This is a genomic window from Sphingobacterium paucimobilis HER1398 (assembly GCF_000416985.1).
In the GTDB taxonomy this organism is placed as follows: Bacteria; Bacteroidota; Bacteroidia; order Sphingobacteriales; family Sphingobacteriaceae; genus Sphingobacterium; species Sphingobacterium paucimobilis.
The window spans coordinates 84,066-101,402 of record NZ_ATDL01000002.1; the positions used below are offsets into that span (position 1 = coordinate 84,066).

The 17,337-nt window shown below is 45.8% G+C and carries 13 protein-coding genes; all 13 read right to left on the minus strand.

What is annotated here, in order from left to right; genetic code table 11:
* Window positions 1–41 precede the first annotated feature (41 nt).
* Window positions 42–5,129 carry a tandem-95 repeat protein gene (locus M472_RS44290; protein WP_081643066.1) on the minus strand — a complete coding sequence of 1,696 codons (5,088 nt, stop codon included), beginning with the start codon at window positions 5,127–5,129 and terminating at the stop codon, window positions 42–44.
* On the minus strand, window positions 5,120–6,274 hold the full coding sequence (locus M472_RS24360; RefSeq protein ID WP_158499858.1) for an ABC transporter substrate-binding protein: 1,155 nt from the start codon (window positions 6,272–6,274) through the stop codon (window positions 5,120–5,122). Before M472_RS24360 ends, M472_RS44290 begins: the two co-directional genes overlap by 10 nt.
* Before the next feature lie 29 nt (window positions 6,275–6,303).
* Window positions 6,304–6,864: a phage tail protein gene (locus M472_RS24365; RefSeq protein ID WP_021068423.1), complete on the minus strand. Its 561-nt coding sequence runs from the start codon at window positions 6,862–6,864 to the stop codon at window positions 6,304–6,306.
* Between the two features lie 9 nt (window positions 6,865–6,873).
* The gene (locus M472_RS24370) at window positions 6,874–7,416 is read right to left on the minus strand and encodes a phage tail protein (protein WP_021068424.1); all 543 of its coding nucleotides are present in this window, start codon (window positions 7,414–7,416) and stop codon (window positions 6,874–6,876) included.
* 6 nt (window positions 7,417–7,422) lie between these two features.
* Complete coding sequence (locus M472_RS24375) at window positions 7,423–8,064, minus strand: phage tail protein (RefSeq protein ID WP_021068425.1); 642 nt, start codon at window positions 8,062–8,064, stop codon at window positions 7,423–7,425.
* A 310-nt stretch (window positions 8,065–8,374) separates the two neighbouring features.
* On the minus strand, window positions 8,375–8,674 hold the full coding sequence (locus M472_RS0122315; protein ID WP_081643067.1) for a LytR/AlgR family response regulator transcription factor: 300 nt from the start codon (window positions 8,672–8,674) through the stop codon (window positions 8,375–8,377).
* Window positions 8,675–8,742: 68 nt separating this feature from the next.
* The gene (locus M472_RS24380; RefSeq protein ID WP_081643068.1) at window positions 8,743–9,624 is read right to left on the minus strand and encodes a PorP/SprF family type IX secretion system membrane protein; all 882 of its coding nucleotides are present in this window, start codon (window positions 9,622–9,624) and stop codon (window positions 8,743–8,745) included.
* A 281-nt stretch (window positions 9,625–9,905) separates the two neighbouring features.
* On the minus strand, window positions 9,906–13,691 hold the full coding sequence (locus M472_RS24385; protein WP_162142218.1) for a T9SS type B sorting domain-containing protein: 3,786 nt from the start codon (window positions 13,689–13,691) through the stop codon (window positions 9,906–9,908).
* 745 nt (window positions 13,692–14,436) lie between these two features.
* On the minus strand, window positions 14,437–14,850 hold the full coding sequence (locus M472_RS24390; RefSeq protein ID WP_021068429.1) for a PD-(D/E)XK nuclease family transposase: 414 nt from the start codon (window positions 14,848–14,850) through the stop codon (window positions 14,437–14,439).
* 294 nt (window positions 14,851–15,144) lie between these two features.
* Window positions 15,145–15,306: a hypothetical protein gene (locus tag M472_RS45360; RefSeq protein WP_158499859.1), complete on the minus strand. Its 162-nt coding sequence runs from the start codon at window positions 15,304–15,306 to the stop codon at window positions 15,145–15,147.
* Window positions 15,307–15,582: 276 nt separating this feature from the next.
* Entirely contained in the window at window positions 15,583–16,017 is a 435-nt protein-coding gene (locus M472_RS24395) for a DUF5675 family protein (protein WP_021068431.1), read from the minus strand.
* 18 nt (window positions 16,018–16,035) lie between these two features.
* Window positions 16,036–16,230 carry a hypothetical protein gene (locus tag M472_RS24400; RefSeq protein ID WP_021068432.1) on the minus strand — a complete coding sequence of 65 codons (195 nt, stop codon included), beginning with the start codon at window positions 16,228–16,230 and terminating at the stop codon, window positions 16,036–16,038.
* A 367-nt stretch (window positions 16,231–16,597) separates the two neighbouring features.
* Window positions 16,598–17,242: a DUF6266 family protein gene (locus M472_RS24405; RefSeq protein ID WP_021068433.1), complete on the minus strand. Its 645-nt coding sequence runs from the start codon at window positions 17,240–17,242 to the stop codon at window positions 16,598–16,600.
* Between the last annotated feature and the right edge of the window lie 95 nt (window positions 17,243–17,337).

The window sequence follows — 17,337 nt, forward strand, 5'->3', positions numbered from 1 at the left end:
TTCCAGTTTATCGGAATCCCGATTCATCGGGAATAACATCATCACCGCCTAATCACAAAATACCCTTTCTCCCGTTTCCATACGCTGTTATCTTTTACATCTATATAATAGAAATACGTACCATCGCGATGGTCATTTCCCGAGAATACCCGATCCCTATTATTGTAGCTTGCTATCTCCGCCAGTACAGAACCGCTCTTGTCGAAAATCGTCACTTTATTTTCCGGATAATCCTGTATTCCCTCGATGGTCAAGAAGTCGTTGACACCGTCTCCATTTGGCGATAGCGCCTGATGTACACGGATCGGCAGAGGTGCTGCCGCATCATTGGCAATCCGTACCGTTACAGTTACGGGAGCTGCTGCAGCGTAGTTTTCATTGCCCGGTTGCGTCGCCGTGATACGCACTGTACCCAGTCGTAGCACCTTCACTTGGGTGCCCGATACCGTGGCTACTGATGGGTCATCCACGGACAATACTACTGGGAGGCCCGAACTGGCACTGACATCTAGCGACACCTGGCCCGCATCGCGTGCCAGCATATCAGGTCCTATAAAGCGGATGGTTTGCTCGGCTTTCATGATGGTCAGGTCGCGTACGACAGGTGCTGCAGGTAGGTATGCCTGATCACCGCCCTGAATCGCCGTTATCTGCACCTTACCCGTTTTTTTGACATTTATTTTCCATTTGCCTCCATCATTGTTGTCCTGATAGACTTCTGCGATATCCACGTCCGATGACACAAACGATACCGGCAGATTCGATGTCGCTGCAGCCGTCAATACCACAGCCTGTTGACCATAAGTAAGGTCAGGCAAGGCGGCGAAATTGATAGACTGCTCTGCCATGGTCTTCGCTGAAGCTTGTGCTTCCAGACTCCGATTGCCGACCTGGTCCACTGCGACCAGGAAGAATTCATATGTTTTTCCATCAACCAGTCCTGCATGCGTATAGTATTCCGTACCCTTTGCAATATCTGTCAAAAACAATCTTGCCTCATCTTCAGGCTTCACATAAAGCATATATTTCGTCAGATCCGCTTCTGTATTGGATTCCCAAGTCAGTGATATCTGTGCATGTTGCCCTATAGCTTTGAAACCAGCCGGAACCGCTGGAGGTTTAGCATCCACTTTTACACCAGTGGTACTTCCTACCGAATTCAAGGTCAGGTTTGCATCATTGCCTGCGGCATCACTGATTGTACTCCCATTCAACGATAAAGCACTTACGGTAATTCCATCATGGTCTTCCAGGTCGTTAATCACTACATAGCGGAACTCAAGAGCAGTGCTTCCGGAGCCAGATAGGTAATTCGCATATGCCGTCTGTCCCCCAATCGTAAGCGATAGTCCAGGCGTTCCTCCTATCGTATTTACTACCACAGCCTCCGAAAAGTTAACCGTAAAGTCAAGATTTTGATTAAGTACATAATAGCCATTGGCAGGCAGAGCTACCGATGCTACTGTAGGTCGCACCCCATCTATCACAATAGCATGTTGCCCAGCAATGGACTTCGGACCGCCAACAGCAGGCAAGGTCAATACCGCATCATTTCCACCGCTATTTTTAATACTCGCACCATTCAAAGAAAGTGCTGAAGTCGATTGATAATCTAGATCAGGTGCTCGATCACCAGCCTGTACCGTATAGATGAATGTCAATGTATTACTTCCGTTACCACTCACATAGGTTGACATCCGATCGATTGCTCCTGTCTCCAATAAAAGGGTAGGTATACCTCCCTCTGTATTGACCATCACCGTCTGATCGAAAGTCACGACCAGTTTGATATCATCGCCTATTTTATAAGTTCCATCAGCCGTTGAAGCACCTACGGACACTATTTTTGGGTTGATCGGTTTAACCGTAATAGCTATGGTATTTGTAGCTGTCTGTCGCCCACCCGACCCCGTATTGCCCAAGTCATCTGTAGTTATTTGCAGCGAAGCAGGCCCATTATAACCTGGCGTCGGCTCAAATATCAAACCATTTAAAGCATTATTAATATCGGCAAGGGTTCCGTTGAAGATCATTATCACATCATTCGTACCGCTCCCTATTGACACACTAAGCCCTGAAGTACCAGATAGCGTAATTAGGCCATTCGTAGCTGTTAAAGCAACTTGGACAGCATTAGCGCCAGCATCCACATCCGAAACAGAAATCTGGTTGTTATTTGCAGCGCTAAATACTAATATAGCATCCTGATCAACAGATTGTGTGCCGGGCACGGAATTGACCGGTGCATCGTTGACAGCTGTAACCACTAGTGCAATCGTTTTAGTATCTGATAATGCTGTCCCACCAGTGTGTCCGTTATCGTTAATAGATACCGTCAATGTCACATTAGAAGTTGCGTTACTCGCCGTGGTAAATGTTACAGCACCAGCTGCGACAAAGGCATTGATAGTAGAAACGCTTCCACTAAGTGTCAAGATTGCTGCCGTTCCGCCTACTGTGATACCCATTCCTGATGTCGCACGGAGCGTACCAGTCGGCACAGACAAAGTAACTGTCACAGGATTCGCACCCGCATCTACGTCACTAAAACTTATACCTGTGAGTGCAGAAGCAACATCTTCTGTTACAGCGATACTCGTAGGTACGCTAACTACAGGGGCATCATTTACCGGATTAACGGTTAAATACAACCATGCTGTCCCACACTTAGAAGGAACTCCATTATCGCACACTTGGTATTGTAAACTATCTCTACCCGCGTAATTCGCTTTAGGTGTATACGTAAAACTACCGTCCGCATTCAGGACTATCATGCCGTTAACAGGCGCTATGACTAAGGATACCGTTAAGGCATTACCTTCAGGATCCGAATCGTTCGTTAACACATTGCCCGTTGCTGGTATATCTTCTGTCAACGTAACATAGTCATCTACTGCAACCGGTGCATCGTTGACTGCGATCACGGAGACAGTTTTCGTAGCGGCCACAGATTCCTGATCACTATCGTGTACTTTGAAGCTTATCGTACGGTTTGCTGTTGACGGATTTTGTGACAGGTTATCGTATTTAACAGCACGTAAAGCCGCTTGCCATTGTGCTACTGTAGCGGTTGCACCAGCGGAGCTAAGTGTCAATACACCCGTCGCCTTATTGTACAGCGCTGTCGTTATATTACCCATTGTAGTCCCATCACTGGTAAAACTCAATATATCCTCACCAGATTGGAAATTGCCCGTAATCGCGACTGTTGCGGTAGCCAAAGTCGTATTGTCCGGATCCGTAACGGTAAGACCAGCATCTACTACAACCGCTAATTGCCCCTCAGTAAAGGCTGTGCTGCCCCCACTGCTGATCACCACAGGTTTAGCGTTTGGATTCGTCAAGATAACATTATCTATCTTCTGCTGACAGCCTTTTGCATCGGTGACCACTACGCTATACAGACCAGCACCAATATTGACTAGATCTTTTGTGATCGCTATGATTGTACTTTCTCCATTCTTAAACCACTGATACGAATACGCAGCTGTTCCTCCCGATACGGTGATCTGAATACGGCCATCTGTCGCACCGTAGACCGTTGGAGCGGTAAGTGTGGGCTCGTCCACCTTCAAGGCGGCCACGGGTTCTGTCACCGTCGCACTGAGGGAGTATTGACAGCCTTTACTGTCCGTAATCGTGACCGTATAGCTGCCCGCAACCAAGTTTACTCTATCCTGTGTTGTTGTTCCATTTCCCCAATCATACGTATAAGGAGCCGTTCCACCAGCCGGTGTTACATCAATTGCCCCTGTAGCAGTACCATGACAGCTCACATCAGCGACCGTTGCAGTAGCATGCAGATTAGAAACCGTTAATACGCCTTCGCTGCTTTCATTGGAGAATCCTAGCTCATCTGTTATCACACAGATATATGCGTAATTGTTCATACTATAGGGAGGAGCTTTTAGGATCAGTGTATTGGTATTCGTACCCGAATACACAACATCATCTGAGATAAAATCAGATTTGCCCGTTGTCCTGTTACGTATTTTCCATTGGTACTTCAGATTACCTTCTCCTACAGCTTCCACCTTCAAAGACACATTCGTATTTGCGCAGGCAAGTACATCTACCGGTTGCGTAGTTATTTTCAGAGCTTTCACCAGTTTGGCCTCACTTGGCGCCTGCTGTGCTCCGCGCAGTATCACACGAAACCACGTGTCTTCACTCAGTGGATCCTTAACAGAAAGATTTGGTTTTTGGGTATCTTCAAATGCTTGACTTTCGCTGATATCCGTAAAGGTCACATTGTCCGTACTTGATTGCCATTGGTAATAACAAGCATTGATAACCCCGTTGATATTGATGCTTTTGTTGCCCAGCGTCATACTGGAGTAACTGGGCAGAGCGGCATTCCAGGTAATCGGCGAGTTGGCCAGTTGTATATCATTGGCCTGTCCCCCAGCAAGTATAGTGAATGGCGCTGCAAAAAGCTGCGTACGCAATGCCGCTCTACTTCCTGCTATCGTTATAGGGGATAGTTTAGCCTGAAAGGCATTCTCCTGATCAACTGCAGGGCTTCCCTGTAGATTTGCTACGATAACAGACTGCCTCGGCGCATTATTAGGATCCAGTGATACGGACGAAGACAGGTATCCTAGGTTTTGTATAGACGGATCTGTATCCCAGGCTGTCCGGTTGATCAGCATCGCAGCGTGGATTTTCAACGTCTCTGTATAAGCAAATAGCTGATCGCCTGATATTCCCAGTTCAAAATTCCCTTCGTATTTTGTGATATTCCCTTTAGAAGCCTTGCTGTTGATGCCGTCCAGTGTGATCACAATATGCTGACCGCCCGGGATCGCTTCGTCGCTGCTCCAGGTCAACTGACCGTCTGTAGTGGCCTGTCCATACGTCTGGAAAGCATTACCCAGCCAGCCTCGATCCGTAAAGTGGATAGCTGTTTTCGCTGGGAGATAATCCAGTACAACAAATGAAAAAGCATCTTTCTTCACCGTTGTAAAATCAGTATCACCGATTTGATACCCCGTAAAGGCGACCAGTCCATGGTCGTCTGTACATTGTGCAAAGGTGTGATGGCCCATTCCCAAGAAGAGAAATAATGCCATCAGATATTTCAGGGTATTAGCTGTTTTTTTCATGACCGAAGCGTTCGTTAAGAACATAAATAGGTGTTAAACCAACCGTTTTGATTGGGGTGTGGGGTTTTATCTTTCAAATCCTGCCATTCCGAGCGCAAAGATTCGGCAGGTATCATCTCAAAATGAAATTGTCCGCCTGTACTGGAAAATCTAAACGCTGGCGCGATAAAGCTGTGGTATGCGATATCGGTCAGCACTTTACCTCTTGTACAAAGTATATCAGACAGGCCATCTTCCAACAATCCACTCAGGGCGGCATTTCGATCTGATGTGCTGTTGGTCATTGCTGCGGCTAATAACAGCCCTGTGTCCCATCCCAGCGCAGCTACATACGATGCTGCCCGTTTTAGTTTTCCTTCATACACCGTGACGAAAGTTCTGTTTTCTTCCGTATCCAACTCCTTGTACCAGGCCAGTAAGCCTGTCACATCAGCAGAGGATGACAAGTGCTCCGGACAAACGTCCAGTGCGTCCATCAAACAGGCAGAACTGGCCCATAAGCTATGTTTTTTACCTACGGGCTTACTTGCCCATTGGTCCAGAAATACCCGCGCCAACGGATTTGAATAATTGGCCAACACCGTAACATCCGACTCCTCCTGTTCGAGATACGCTTCCAAAGGTGCGATCGAAAAGAACTGCCCTTTGCTCTGCGGTATAAAATTGTAGGTAATATCGCCTCCCGATTCTACGAAGGAATCTATGATCTGTTGGCAGGGCGAATACCCACCTTCATAATAATTGGCCGCCAAGGCTGCTTTTTGCACTCCTCGAGCGATCAGCTCCTTGCCAGAGCGAAAAGCCAAAAGGCTCTCTTGCAGGTTGAAATGAAAAACCAACGGATGGACATTCCAATCCGGCGGCAACTTCGCCCCCATATTGACCATGAGCAGTTCTTTATTCAGGGCTTCCAACAGGGGAAACAAGTGGCTTATTTTGGGATACTCTGCAAAGGCGACGAGCATATCCGCGCCACGGTTCAGCAGGAGGTCTTCTGCCTTGGTCAGCATATCCACTTCGTCCACTCCAAAGCCTATGGAAGCGCTCATCCATTCGACAGCTATTTGTTTCTGCTCCATAGCATATTGCATAGCCAGGTAGAAATCATAGCCCAGCTGTTTATGGGTGGTCGAACTGGGGAGCAGGACGGCTATTTTGGTCGGTTTCATATACATCTTGTCTAACATGGATACTACGATTAGGTTGAGCTTGGAAACACACCAGATAGCGATATTATAAAATTCACACAGAGGTAAGGCTGAAAATTGGTATGCGGCTGACTACCACCTGTTTGTTTTGTAGTGATCTTATCTATCAAATCGGCCGAATTACTGTTTACAGCGGTGGATTTTACCGTCCCATATTGTTGCAGGCCCAGTACCATCGTCGCGTAGCTGTTTTTCGGATCTGGAGACCCTCCGGTCCCCGCCCCCAAGGCTCTGCCAAATAATTTGGGATCTCCCGATGGATCACCTAAGCCATGGTCATGGCTGGGGATTTGCGCTGTGGTCAGCCAGACTTCTTCAGCACCACCAGTTTCAGCCAGCGTGAATCCGTTACCCATATGTATAGGTATCCGGCCACGAAGGTCGGGCAAGGCAAAAGTAGATTCTCCATCGCCCCCATAGGTTGTGCCTATTAATTGAAATAGCGTTTCATTTTCGGATATAGAGAGTAGCTGGCCCTCGCAGAACATCCATCCAACAGGAGCAAAATTGCCTGCAAATATTCTTATTTCTCCGACGTAGGGTTGTGACATAGCAAAAAATTAAGGTCTTGGAGGAAACACTCCCTGCAAGGCAATACAAAAAGAAAGGGTTAGATAAGGCTGCATATTATTATGGGGCATGTCATGACCACTTACATCATCTACCACCTGAAATTTGACGTCCTGTCCTACGAACGATTCAGTGCTGTACAGATTCTTTTGAGGCACTGCAGCCCAATAGCTTTTCGCAGGTCTGGCGGTATTGGCGTCCGTAGCGGTAGCGTAGCTTAAGTTGTTAACCGTATGGCTATGCAATGGTATCTCAGATAGTAAGAGGGTCACTGTTTCTGTCCCTCCGGTCTCTCCCAGATCATGCAACGACAGACCCGGCCCCTGCCCCGGATGCATCGGCGCCTGTCCCTCCATATTAGGCAGCGCAAAATTGGATTTTCCATCTCCCCCATAAGTTGTACCCAGGAGGGAAAATAGAGCCGTATTCTGTGATATGGGTAATAATTGTCCATCACACGAAGCCCAGCCTTTCGGCGGGAAATTAAAAGGAAATATAGCTATTTCTGCTACAAATGGATCTGATCCTGCCATAATTTATTAATTTGGAGAAGGGAAAATCCCTTGTAAAGAGATACAAAAATTTAACACCAAAAAAGGCTGCATATTCAGATGCGCTTGATTTCCGCCCACAGCAGCAAGAGGCTGTTCACCAGTGCTCGACAATGCCATCATTTCATCCGAGCTATTGGCAAAGCGATTGGAATATGCGGGGTTTAAGCCAGGCAATGCGCCAATAGGGCTTTCCTGGTTGGCTGCCACGCCATAGCGCGCTTTGGCGGTGATTTCTCCAGCATGGCTATGGGCAGGCAATTCACTTATGTTAAGAGTGTGCGCTTGCTCGCCTCCCCGCTCTCCCAGGGTATGATTGTTTCCCTCGTGTATAGGCACGCGACCACGTAAATCGGGCAAGGCAAAATTTACTCTACCATCTCCCCCATAGGTAGTACCCAATAAGCTGAATAATGCTTGATTTTGATTGATGGGGAGCAACTGTCCATTGCATAATGCCCATCCTTTAGGAGCAAAAGGGAATGAAAAAATACTTACTTGGCCCAAAAAAGGTTCTGTAGCATTGAATGCTTGCACCTCTCGGGCATAGATCTTGTTAGACCCCAGCAATATGCCACCCAGCAGCACCACCGATTGCTTTAGAAAGCCGCGTCTATTGTTGTTATTCATAGTGAGGTTCTATTTTTATGACGTTTTACTTAACACCTAAGCTTAGCTTGTGAAAGGGTTCGTCACTGTTTATTATCCGTCTTTATCGTGTATATTAATAATTGCGGAGTAAATGTAGTTAAAAACCTACAAAAAAATATTGTCCAAGGGGGGACAATTGGGGGACAAATTCAAGAATATGCATTTAAAGCCAATTAAACAGATATTTCAAACTGAAGGCAATATTACTTGTACCTGTATGTATATCGGTTGGTCTCGTGTTTTTTAAAGTTTTACTTCTTCTCAGCCAACTCCATTCACTGGCCTATTTTCATTGAAAGGCTTCGAGCAGTTCCCGTTTATAGGTATTTCCAATAGGGAGAATAACACCTGTATCCAATTCAATCTGCCCGCCAGAGACTTTTACTATTCGATCTAAGGCTACAATATGAGATTTGTGTATGCGTATAAAAAGTTTTTTATCCAATTTTTGCTCGATCTCTGAGGTCGTAATCGCACTAAGATAATGAGCTTCATGGATAAAAACCTTCACATAATTACCCCAACTCTGAATATGGATTATTTCATGAAGAGGGATTTTTAGAACAGCACCGTCTACCTTTAGGATAATAGAACTGACTTCAGCCTGTCCTTAAAACAGACTGCTTCTCAGGCTCGCAGTGACGTGTGTGAGCTAGTCTACAACAACCCTATTCCACCTATACGATAGCGAAAGCCCACCTCATGCGTATTGGTCGATATTTTCTGATTCAGCGTATGTCCGTTGACACTAAACTGATAACTGTAACCTATTCCGAAGTTGCCAAAATTGAGCTGCATCAGCCCCGATAGATCGCCTTGGTTCTGTACGCCCATACCTAAGCCGATCTTTGGTCCCACAAAGACTATGGCATTGATATCATAACGCGGCGACATCTCCTGCATGTGGCTCACCAGGAATGAAGGGCGCAGTTTGAAGGTATCGTCCAGGCGGATCAGCATACCTCCCGTCACGTAGATGACATCCCGAAACTCATACTCGCGCTCTACATTACGTTTCAGGGAGAATCGAGGCATTGCTACGCCAACGTAAAACCTATCTTTTTGATAATAGGATGTACTCACACTCAGCACACCTGCCGTACCGCGCACATCTTCCCAGAAGGCCGGATCCTGATCGTCCAGCTGCCTGTAGTTACCCTCATAAAAAAGCAAACCACCACCCATGGATAGACTCAGGTATTCATTCTCTCCAAGTTGTACCGCCTTGGCCGCATAGGCCGTAATTTCATTTTCACGAACCACGCCCAGCGAAGCGTGTTTAAAATCCCCACCTATGGCCAGTCCCAGGTTCCTGACCATACCATGCCCCGATACCCACACCGATTTCGGTGCTCCGTCGACACCCGTCCATTGGCTACGGCCCAAAGAAGCTAAGCTGCCACGTTCGTCCATCGTACTCAACGAAGAGTTGAAACTGTTGCGCAACTGCCCAAATTGATTGTAGCTCACTCCATGCTGTGCCATACTGCACAATGGCAGCAGCGATAGTAGACTTATAATTATTTTTTTTGTTATCATGTTATGTTGTTATGTAGTTAACAAGTGATCATGATAGCACGGTCACTCGTTAACTTAATCAGTTGATCATTTCCTTTACTCGTTAACTCGATAGCATTCCTCACCTTCATTAAAACAGACTGCTTCGACAAGCCTCGAAGTGACGTTCCAACATCACTTCCCTCACTCGTTAACTGCGTAGTGAAACGAAGTCCCGATTTTTCATCGGGATCACTCCCTTACTCTATCACCCTCTAACTCGCGTAATAAAACGAAGTCCCGATTCATCGGGAATAACATCATCACCGCCTAATCACAAAATATCCTTTCTCCCGTTTCCATACGCCATTGTCTTTCAAATCCAGATAATAGTAATAGGTACCCTCGCGGCTTTCCTTGCCGGTGAATACTCTGTCTCTATTATTATAACCGATGATTTCAGCCTGTACCGAACCGTTCTTATCAAAGATGGTGACCTTATTTTCCGGAAAGTCCTGTATTCCTTCGATCATCAGGAACTCGTTGATACCGTCACCGTTTGGCGATAGCGCTTGATGCACGACGATCGGCAGTTTCGCTCCAGCGTCCGCTACCACACGTACCGTAACGGTGACTGCTTTGGCCGCCTCGTGATTAGCGTCGCCTGCCTGTGTTGCTGTAATCTTGACCGTTCCAAGACGATGAACATGCAGTTCCATATCGGATACCGTAGCGACCGAAGGATCATCAACAGAGAGACTGACCAGCAGGCCGGCATCCGTACGTACATCCAAAGCTACTGTACCTGCATCCCTTCCCAAGGTCTCAGGAGCCGTAAAACTGATCGTTTGTTTAGCCTTTTTGATAATAAGCCTAGCCGTCTGCAAACCATCCATGTAGTTGTTGCCCCCATCGATCATAGCTGTCACCGAATATTCACCTGCATTTGTCTGGTTGTTACCTACATAAGTAACCTTAGCCTCTGTAGGCAGGCCAGTAGCCACCAAAGCTTTAGACGTGCCATCGTAAGTATACGTCGCATCAGCAAAGGTAAAAGCAGGTAATACCGCCTTCTCTATCGTCAGCTTTCCTGGTTTGTAACTGATACCATAATTACCGGAAGTAAGTCCTTGTGGTTCGATAGCGTAAACACCAACATCTATTGCCCCCTGACTACTACCTTCATAGCCCAACGTACCGCTAAGGATAGATTCATCCTCGTTATTTACAAATCCTGCATAGACGACACCATTCCCCCCTGTATAAGCCATAGCATCATAGTTCTTGTTTTCATCCTTAGCCGTGATGCTTAACGCGACACGTTCTATGACACCTACATTGGCGGTTAGCTCCACTGTATTACTGATCTGATAGTTCTCCGCATTGTTTCCGTTTAAGGTCAGATTGCCCGCCGCCAACGCAACGGTCTTGCCTGTGCCTGCGTCTTTCGTGCCGTAGCTCACCACTGAACTGATCAATCCAATCTGCACATCATCGCTCCCGATAATATCACCAACGGCAAAAGCCAATTGAGCAGGCAGTATACTGCCCTGTGTATTACCATCGTAGTCTTTATTGATTACGGCAGTGGGAACGATACTTACCGTTACTGCTTTAGGACTTATTACCATTGTAAAGTCTTTCGTAGCCGGAAGGTAACCATGACCTCCTTCCTGACGCGCAGTCAGGGTGACGGTGCCTACTTTTTTAATCGTTATCTTCCATTTGTTCCCATCAGCAGCATCCTGATAGACTGCGGCAATATTGTCGTCTGCCGAGCTATAGGTCAATGGCCGTCCCGAATCCACCGTAGCCCCAGGCTCAAATACAGCATCTCCATAGGTTTTGGTCAGTGCAGATGCCGTAATCAGCTGCGTGACTTCCTGCTGAAATTCGTAAGCGCCCATATCGATTTTAGAACCGACCAATCGAGGATTTCCTGCCAAGTCTTTATCCCTCGTTATATCAGCCCCGTTGTACAGGTCATTGTCCCCTGTACCGATGGCTACTGCGCCCAGTTTGAGGCTATAATCGTGGTTTGTGACATCGGCAAAAATCTGTTGCGCCGTGATACCGGCAGCATTGATATTACCATCTGCAGTGCTGCTTTCACCCTGCACCAAGCTATATTTCAGAATCTTAGTAGGCGAGCCTGCAAGGGAGCTGCTGCTATTGTCCGCTTTTGTATTGCCCAGCACCAAGCTGTTGTTGGTTACCAATGTTCGCTTACCCTGTGAAAAACTTATAAAAGAAGTTCCGATATTACCCGCCAGCGTACTGTTATTTAGCGCTATTGTATTATCATAAGAAGAAAACGGCACTGAACCCGAATAAATCGCGGCTCCGGTATTTTTTGCGGTATTCTCCGTGAGTGCCGAATTATGAATGCTTGTGGTGGATCCCCCTTTATCAGACTTCATGTATATACCGCCACCATCGGCATCCGAACTATTTCTATGTATTCGACTGGAATTCATAACAAGATCAGTTACTGTCGTCTTGCCAGCAGCATTTGACATCATTCCACCACCATTATTCGTAGCGGCATTTTCAAGAATCTGTGAATTATTTAAAATCAACTTGGACGACGACTCTCCAGAAGCAGAAGCGGTATTAGCATAAGAAAAAACACCTCCTCCAAATCGACTCGAGTAGTTTCCTTTGATACTGGAATTCTCCAATTTCACTATCGACGATGAAGAATTAGTATTCATGGTATTGGAATATGAATAGGAATAAACTCCACCACCGTTATCCCCTGAATAATTGTCGTGCACATGTGTATTGTCCAACAGAATGCTAGAGCTCGGTGCCGGAGAACTAAAGAAAGGCGCATTAGAAGCAGAATAGATACCTCCGCCAAATTCGGCAGATGCATTTCTGCTAATGCGGGAATTCTTTAAGTGTAGTGTAATCTTGCCATAGGTTGCTAGATAGATCCCTCCTCCATTACCTCGCCATACACTCGCGAAGGCATCTGTCTTCACAAACATCTCCGAAGATTGGTCGGCATTCCCCCCTTTTACCTCAAATCCATCTATTATTACATTGATATCCTCTTCGGCGTTTACCACTGTGACTACGTGATGGGCATTCTCGCTGTTATTACGGATATCCAATGTTTTTCCGCTTCCGGTTATTGCATCATCATCATTAAAATCACCGGTCAGAATGGTACTTGTCAAGCCACCAGTAGGGATTACACGTTGTTCGGGCAGTGCCTCATTTCCGATGAAACCACCGTACAGCTCCACATCTTTCACCATCAGGAAAGTACGGTCACGCGCATATTGTGCATCAGCACTGAAATCCTTTCCATCTTCGGGCGTATACATGGGCTTGTACGTGCCTTTGGCGACGTAGATCTTTAGAGGATCCGTTTCTGACCAAAGTCCATTTTCTTTATTCGAATGCGCCCATTTCAGTGCATCCGCTAACTCGGGGATGGCATTTGCCCAACTATCGCCAGAGCCGTTTCCTCCATTGACATGCTTGTTGACATAAAGTATCTTGTTAACGTCGGGGGCAATACAGATCGGTTGCATTATTGTAAAACTTTGTTTCGCTGTACAGCCATTCGCATCAGTCACGGTCACCGTATAGGTACCAGCGGACAATCCAGTCGCTGTAGCTGCAGTGCCGCCCGATGGTGCCCATAAATAGGTATATGGTGCTATACCACCCGTAGCGGATGCAGTTGCACTTCCTGTATTTCCTCCAAAACAGCTTACATTGGTTTGTGATATTGTAGAGGATATATTCGGAACATTTAAAGTCCCCGCATTTGATATTGCAGAACCATCGCCAGATACCACACAGCGATAGGTAAATCCATTCATCGAGGCCGTTGCTCCAGTGATCGTTAAAGTAGTAGTTGTAGCACCGGAGTAAGGCGCACCATTTGTTATATCCGTAAAACCACGACCTTCATCCACCTGCCATTGATAACCGGTCGCATCCGTTGCGGCAACAGAAAAGGTGGTATTGCCATCTACACAGATGGTTCTGTTCGGTGGATTTCCTGTAATGACAGGTAAAGCCAGAGGAACAGAGACATAGCTTATTGACGCGACATCTTCTACCATCGGTAGCGCTTTGAGGCTGCCCATATAGAACATTATTAAAAACAGCGAAATGGAATAACAAATGGAATCCGTTACTCTTCGCCTATACCTTTTAAATAAAGCATTCACTGTCGGTGTTGGCTGTGATGATGGTCTGTTCATATTCAAGTTAATATTTTGTATTATTTAGCTACTATTTTCACAGATTGCAAAAGAGATCCGATCCATTAGCGTACCCATCCCTTTTACAAGAGTTAAATGATTTGTATTAAAAAGTAAAACTAATTAATACAGCAAAACAATATACTATCTGAGGGGTGGACAATTGGGGGACAAATGCGAAAGTGGCCATTAAGAGGTATTTAAACGCATGTATCAGACTGCGTGAACCACCACATTGCCACATGATGGAGACATCGAAATCGTTCGAAAGCAGCATTTATCATCACTTTAACTAGACTCATTTCTTCGCTAAATATTGAAGGAATTACACTTACAGAAGCTCAAATAACCACTATTATAGATAAAAATCGTGTGTTGGGATACATGACCGCTCACCTTCTGTCGAAATACACCGTCACTCTGTGGGTTCTCATAGGCCGCAGGCCAGCTCTTTGGCAATCGATAGCTGCCAAGGACAGATCATTAGAAGGAGGGAAACGTATGAAATAAAAAATGATTTTTCAGAAGCCCTGATTCGGTTATTTACAGGTTATATTACGAGGTGCAATGAGCTTCTGATGTGCAGTAGAACGACATGCCATAAATGAGACATATCAAAAAAATCCGATTATCTAAGTTTCTCGATTTCCGATTCGGACAGGTGGAGCAACTCCGCTATCATCTTTGGATCAAAGCCTTTGTCCAACATTGTTTTCGCGGTCTCCAGTTTCATCTCTTCACGGCCCTTTTCTAGCCCTTGTTGCATTCCTTGTTGAAGTCCCCTTTCCACGGCACGCTCCTCTAAGATAATCCTTGTTTGCTCAATGGAATACGCGTCCCATTTTCTTTTTAAACTAACATCATACATTTGTCTGTCCTCCTTGTTCATATTACTATATTCTGCGATATCAAACAGCTTCTCAAAAATTGGCTTACGCATATACAGCGGTAATTTGTCCATCTTGGACATATTCTTCAAAACGTAAAGCCAACAATCGAAATCAGTCTCAAGTTCAACCTCTTGCTTAACAAAGTTAACCAAAGAAATATAAATAAAGCCATACTCATCGTAAAGTTAGATTAATGTATTTGGAATTACCCTCATACCGATCCTCTTCCATTGGCTCCTCTAAAGCCAATAAAATTTCATCATAATCATAGTATTCTATCATAGCTCATTGTTTATAAATAGTTAAAAATCAAAAGCTAATATAACAATAAAAAACAATATATGCTAATAATTTTAGCAACAAAATAAACAGCCCCCGATCATCTCGGGGGCTGTTCCAAAAGCCAGGTATCCTCATATCCATTACTCACTACTCACTACCAATTACTACTTTCTCCTCCGCTCCAGCCATCGCGACATCAGATAACTCACCAGCGTACCCAGTGCCGCCATCACCACCGTCTGTAATAGGTCTCCCAGCGTAACCGACGCCCAGAGACTACATAAAGTACCACCTAATGTACCTGCACGTATATCATTTGTTTTCATATATTTTTATGTTAACCTGTTATCCTGTTATTCCCGACGATGTCGGGACTTCGTTTCACTACGCTTGTTATCGAGTTTTATCACTGATCACTCCCTAACCCTTAACAGTTTTACGATTTAACTCTTTAACCCCTTCACTAGTTAACTCGATAACTTGATCACTCCATAACTTTTTAACTCCCTAACCCTTAACCTCACTCACTCCCCACTACAAGCTATCAATTGACCAAAGGAAGCCTAGGAAATTTTCGCCTGAAAAGTTTCCAGCTGACGATGTCAATGGATAGCGACTTCTCCCTCCCCTACAACATCCACCAGCAATGCATACAATCGCTTGTAAGCCTTAGCGGATTTCAGTAGGATATAATCACCGTCATCGTCCTTTGCATAACTGTCACCTACCAAGAGACAACCTGCGGTATCCCCAAAGTTGTTGCCGATATGGATGTACACATACGTGAAGTTTGGAATATCGCAGATCTCGATCATACCCCGGTGCATCTCCGGGAACCGCCGTTTGTACCGTGCATTCATAGCGCCATAGGTATTCAGCCGTAGCGGATAGACGCCAGCCGGAATCGCCGTAGCCCCTTTGATCTTCACCTCCCGTACCAGATCCTCCAGACCATAGCAGAGAAACTTACCGTCCAGGTAAACCTCAGACAGGGTACTGTTCTTCCCCTGCCTGATACGTTTCACCGTTAGTTTCATTAATTTAATGCCTAAGCTCTAGTCACTGATCACTTCGTCACTCTTTACTTCGTCACTCTTTACTGTGTCACTACTATCACTTACCACAGCCTCCAATATCCCCAGTCCCAGGGCGACATATCGGATGACATTCAACGCCTTTCCAGGCAACTTCACCGGAGCCAGCAGCAACATCTGCACCGCCTGGCTTATTTTCTTTAGAATATTTTTCATGTTTTTTAATAATTAAGTTAGAAGAGAGTTAGAGGGGCTGGCGTTAAACCGTAAATAAGCTAAATCGTGAAGCCTTTACTTTTTAACCGTTTTACGATTTCACTCCTCCTAACCCTCTAACCTCATAACTCCCTTCCGACCCACCCAAGAATCAAACTTGATAGCTCCATTGGCCTAGGACTTTTACGCGTTAAGAAAACAGTTTGAGAAGTCCGTAAAAAACAACCCGAAGAAGTGAAACGGCTCCGGGCTGTTTAGGACTTAAGAAGTGTTTTCAGCGTAATCGTCCAAGCCTTGACCTTTTGGTTCTTTTCTGTCAAGAGAAAATTGCAACGCAATCTCCGCAGGAAACGACTAGGCCATGTGGCTATGAACTTACTTCAATCTCTCCCAGATAATAACTGTTCGAAGTTTTCACCCCATCCCGGTGCCCCGTGAATATCCAGCCGACCACATGGTCTCCGGCATAGACAGCAGGAAAGGTAAAGCTCAGTGTACCATCATTGCGTGTTGCCGACTCCAGGATGCTAAAGAACTGCTTCTCCTTGTTGTACATCAGCAGGATCACCGAGTCATCCGCAAAAGCGTTGAAACTATTCACCTCCGTAGTCCAGGTCACACTGATCTCCTGCGGAGCAGACTCCGTCCAGAATACCCCCATCAGGTTGGCCAGTCCGCCTTTGGCGATCACTACAGAAGCGTAATCCAACTCAAAACTCGGGTAAGCCCCTGTGATGCCATAAGCCAAGAGATGCTGTAAGGCCTTGTTGTAGCCCGTCGCTCGAGGCTGCATCGCATCCGAGTAGCCCAGCTTGAGGAGATCCTTGATCGGCGAGAGAAAACTCACCGCCAGTGAGAAACGAGCCCGTTGGGCCAATTGATCTTCGGTAGCCGGCTTATTGCTACGTTTGGGGAGCGAGCGTACATAATCCACATTACGCCAGCTCGAGCCGATTACGCTTCCCACTTTCCCGGAGTAAGCGCCTGTAATTCCTTTTAAAAATCTTGCCATTTTTTTAGATTCATTTAAACTGTTAAACCATCGTCTACATGTAAACTATTTTGTGATATCAACAGCGAAACTAGGAGCTTATCACCTAAAATATA

Excerpts from the sequence above, each read along its gene's own strand:
- M472_RS24375 (WP_021068425.1), bottom strand. The coding sequence starts at position 8,064 with ATGAATAACAACAATAGACGCGGCTTTCTAAAGCAATCGGTGGTGCTG.
- M472_RS24405 (WP_021068433.1), bottom strand. The coding sequence starts at position 17,242 with ATGGCAAGATTTTTAAAAGGAATTACAGGCGCTTACTCCGGGAAAGTG.
- M472_RS24400 (WP_021068432.1), bottom strand. The coding sequence starts at position 16,230 with ATGAAAAATATTCTAAAGAAAATAAGCCAGGCGGTGCAGATGTTGCTG.
- M472_RS24365 (WP_021068423.1), bottom strand. The coding sequence starts at position 6,864 with ATGTCACAACCCTACGTCGGAGAAATAAGAATATTTGCAGGCAATTTT.
- M472_RS24385 (WP_162142218.1), bottom strand. The coding sequence starts at position 13,691 with ATGGGCAGCCTCAAAGCGCTACCGATGGTAGAAGATGTCGCGTCAATA.
- M472_RS24370 (WP_021068424.1), bottom strand. The coding sequence starts at position 7,416 with ATGGCAGGATCAGATCCATTTGTAGCAGAAATAGCTATATTTCCTTTT.
- M472_RS24395 (WP_021068431.1), bottom strand. The coding sequence starts at position 16,017 with ATGAAACTAACGGTGAAACGTATCAGGCAGGGGAAGAACAGTACCCTG.
- M472_RS44290 (WP_081643066.1), bottom strand. The coding sequence starts at position 5,129 with ATGTTCTTAACGAACGCTTCGGTCATGAAAAAAACAGCTAATACCCTG.
- M472_RS45360 (WP_158499859.1), bottom strand. The coding sequence starts at position 15,306 with ATGAAAACAAATGATATACGTGCAGGTACATTAGGTGGTACTTTATGT.
- M472_RS24360 (WP_158499858.1), bottom strand. The coding sequence starts at position 6,274 with ATGAAACCGACCAAAATAGCCGTCCTGCTCCCCAGTTCGACCACCCAT.
- M472_RS24380 (WP_081643068.1), bottom strand. The coding sequence starts at position 9,624 with ATGATAACAAAAAAAATAATTATAAGTCTACTATCGCTGCTGCCATTG.